We start from the raw sequence: 3527 nt of genomic DNA on the forward strand, positions 1-3527 counted from the left end.
ACGTGTCCGTTCCCTCGGACGACATGTGGGCCTTGGGCACTGTCCTCTACCGCCTCCTCACGGCGAGGTTGCCCTTCGACGCGGGGACGGACGCGGAGTACGTCCAGAGTGTCATTGGCAAGTCGCCTGTGCCCCCTCATTACGTCAACCGCTTCGTCCCGGAGCGGCTGGGCATGTTGTGCATGCGGCTGCTGGAGAAGGACCCTGCTGCGCGTCCCGATGCGAGCACTGTCTGTGCGGCCCTGGAGGAGCTCCTGGCCGGGGCGGAAGGGGAGGCGTGGGACACGCCCCTGTTTGACGCCTATGGCCCGAACTCGGCCACCACCGAGAACGAGGGCAAGGTGAACAAGCTGGAGCGGTGGGCGAAGCGGCCCCTGCGCCAGATGCGTCGTGGCAAGGCGCCGGGGCCGGAGCTGCCGGAAGTCCCAGGCGAAGGCAGGCCCGCGGCATTGCCGCCCGAGGCCCCGCTGGTGCCTGCGGCCACGCGGCCCGTGGAGGCGCAGCTGCCGGGCTTGGCGCTCGAGGCCAGGGTGGGGGCGGAAGCCGCGATGGAGGCGGACGCCGCGCTGCTAGTGGCGCCTGTGGCCCCCGTCGTCGAGGCAGGGCGGCGCTCGTTTCTCTCGCGACGCCGGCTGGGGCGTGTGCTGGGGGCGGGGCTGCTGACCATGACCCTCGCGTCTGGGGCGTACTTCTCTCAGCGGACGGCCTCACCGCAGCCGCAGGCCGGCCCCGGTCAAGAAGTAGCGGCATATGCCAAGAAACCTCAAGCTGCCCCGGCCGCAGCTCCCACCGGGCCGGAGGCAACACCTGCGGCCGTCGCGCCCCCTGCGACGCTTCCCGAGGTGACTGCAACCGTGACGACCCCCCAGAATGACACCGTTTCCTCCCCGCCAGCGCCTGCGAAGAAGGCCGCGAGGAGCGTCCGCACTGCCCTGGCGACGACGGCCCTTTGTGGCGCGCTGGCCTGCTCTGGTCCCCAGGTGCGCCCTGCTCCGGACCCCGAACCGTGCCCGGCAGGCGCCACCAAGGGCATGAAGAAGCTCGGCATGGAGATTGGGGACAAGGAGGGCGCGAGCTTTATCCGGGGGGATCAAAAAGTCGTAACGGTGAGGGAAGGCACTGCACAGATCATTGTGGGGTCGGACTACGCCACGCTATCTGGGCGGCTCATTATTGCCGACCGCGTCTATGTCCGACTGACGCGAGCGCGATTTCGCGGAGAGAGCTTCCCCGTGTGCCTGGAGGTGCTGGACTCCTCTCGCAACCGTGGACTGGCGATAAAGGACGGAGGAGGGGATACCGGCAAGGCGCGCGTGTACTCTGCTGTTTGGGTCAAGGCGGTGAGCGAGTTTGAATGAAGTGCCGCTTTTTGGCTGACGCCAATGAGTCGCCGCTGGCTTGGTCAAGGAGAAACGTCGAGTGCATCATTCCGTGTCGGCCGTGCTGCTTTCCCTCTTTCTCTCAGGAGCGGGGGCAGCTCTGGCGCAGTCGCCCGCTTCCACCGTGGGGCTGAGCGTTCGCCGAATTGAGCTGGTCTCGGATGACACTCAGCCAGTGGCTGAAGTGGCGGTGAGCCCAGGGCTCTCGACGGTGTTCATCTTCGATTCGGAGGTGAGTCGAGAAGGGGTGACGCTCGAGGGGCGCGAGCGCTTCGCGGTCCTGGATGCCGGCCTCAGCACGTTGCGCCTGGTTCCTTCGGAGAAGCTCTTTCCAGGAGAGCGGCTCAGGTTGACGGTGCGCTTCCTGGATGGAGCGGCCCCGGCGAGTGCGACGTTTGTCTTGGTCGCGCACCCCGCACGGTCGGAGGCGCATGTCGAAGTCTATCGACGCAAGAGGAGTGTCGAGACATACCAGGAGGAAGTCCGCCTGGCGCGCATCGAGGCTGAGCAATGCCGAGAGGAAAATGAGCGCCTGCGCTCGGAGCGAAGTGCTCCTGATGGGCTGACGGGACTCATCTCGACAGCAGTCCTCAGCGGACGAGGCGTTGATTTCCGCGACCTGACTGAGGGTGTGACCCAGGCCCCAGGAGGGGCAGCAGCCAAGAATTTTGTCTATGCATACCGTACAGCCCGCAGGGTGGCTGTTGAGGTCCACCTCAATTCACGGGGGGACGCCCAACCGTGGACAGCAGTCGGTGCGATGCTCAGGGGCAAGGCCAACGAGGAGCTGAAGGTGCTCCGAGTGTGGCAGTCGGGCCCTCTTGCCCCCGGTTCAACGAACCAGCGCGTGGTGGTAGAGGCCGAGTCAGCATCCGAGTCCCCTCAAGGACCCTTCACGCTGAAGCTCTGGGACGCGGATGGGCGCCGCACCATCACCCTGGGCAACGTCACATTCCCTTAACTCCAGTGAGGGCCGCCGCAAGCCCTTTCGTGGGTTTCCGGCGTTTGGGGGCTTGTGCGGAGTGTTAATCTAGGGTCCAATGGTCTATACCAATAGGTATAGTTCATTCTGGCGTGCCCTGGAGGGCGATGTGTTCCCCACTGTGCTGGAGAGCATGCGCGCGACTGCGCGTTTCCTTGGTGGCTGCGGAGAGCGCCCGGAGGGCGACGCGCTTGATCCACCTTCATAGCTCCGCTTCGAAGTAGGCATTGGGCTCTCGTGCTGCGCAGAGGACCTTCGGCACCGCCATGCGAGGCACGTGCCGGCGGAAGCCGTGCGCCGAGTAGCCGTCTGCGCTTCGTCGGGCTGTGTGCCTGACGGACGCTGAGGGGCCCTTCCTCCGTCATCCCTATTCGCGTTTGGAGTCATGGGCGGGGCCGGGCTTTCCTGGCACCGAGACGTGACACGTCTGTCTGCTGTTGTGACTGCGCTGGGGCTCCCTGGCGTCGTGACGTGACACGTCTGCCCATAGCTTGGCCCAGTCGGCCAGCCGACGACTCCCTTAATGCAATTCATTCATCCCACGGCCCGGCGCTCTGCCGGGTTGAACGGGAAGCCTCTGTCCATTGCCCCTCCTTCGGGGCTTTCACAGGAGACGTCGATGTTCATGCGTTGGGCTGTCGTGTTGCTGTTGGTGTTCCCTGGAGCGGGGTTGGCGGAGGAGATTGCCTATCCTGAAGACTACGTGGCCGAGGAGGAAGTCGACCCTGTTGAGGCAGACGGGGACGCGCTGCTCGAGCCTTCCGTGGACGAGGGGGATGCCCTGGTCGACGAGGGGGACGCCCAGCCCGAGGCCGCGCCCCCGGCCTCGTCCAACTCGGGCTCTCGCTGGGCGAACCGGCTGAGCCTGGAGACCACGACATGGGCGCTGCTGCCTCGCCGTGGGGCGGGAACGGACGAAGGGTTCCTGCGGGTGCATCCGCGGCTGGAGGTCGTCAAACCAGGCTTCCTCCAAGTCGAGCTGGGCGCTCCCGTGCGCCTGCGCATGTGGGGTGGGGAGGCGGGGGGCAGTCTGGTGCGCAAGGAGGACTGGGACGAGCTCTCCGACTGGGGGCAGGTGGTGCAGAACCTGATGGTGGGGGGCGACGCGCCGAACTTCGTGTGGGTGGGCGCGTTGGAGTCCTACACGCTGCTGTCCGGGCACCTGG

2 protein-coding genes and 1 pseudogene are annotated in these 3527 nt (G+C 66.2%); all 3 read left to right on the top strand.

Going from position 1 to position 3527, the window contains the following annotated elements:
• On the top strand, positions 1-1358 hold a 1358-nt coding region (locus tag FMP39_RS36930), incomplete at its 5' end, for a serine/threonine protein kinase (RefSeq protein WP_141594642.1).
• Positions 1359-1419: 61 nt separating this feature from the next.
• Positions 1420-2340 carry a DUF2381 family protein gene (locus FMP39_RS36935; RefSeq protein WP_141594645.1) on the top strand — a complete coding sequence of 307 codons (921 nt, stop codon included), beginning with the start codon at positions 1420-1422 and terminating at the stop codon, positions 2338-2340.
• Positions 2341-2980: 640 nt separating this feature from the next.
• Positions 2981-3527, top strand: a pseudogene (locus FMP39_RS36940) (hypothetical protein); the annotation flags it as partial.

Source organism: Myxococcus sp. AB056 (genome assembly GCF_006547365.1).
Taxonomy (GTDB): domain Bacteria; phylum Myxococcota; class Myxococcia; order Myxococcales; family Myxococcaceae; genus Myxococcus; species Myxococcus virescens.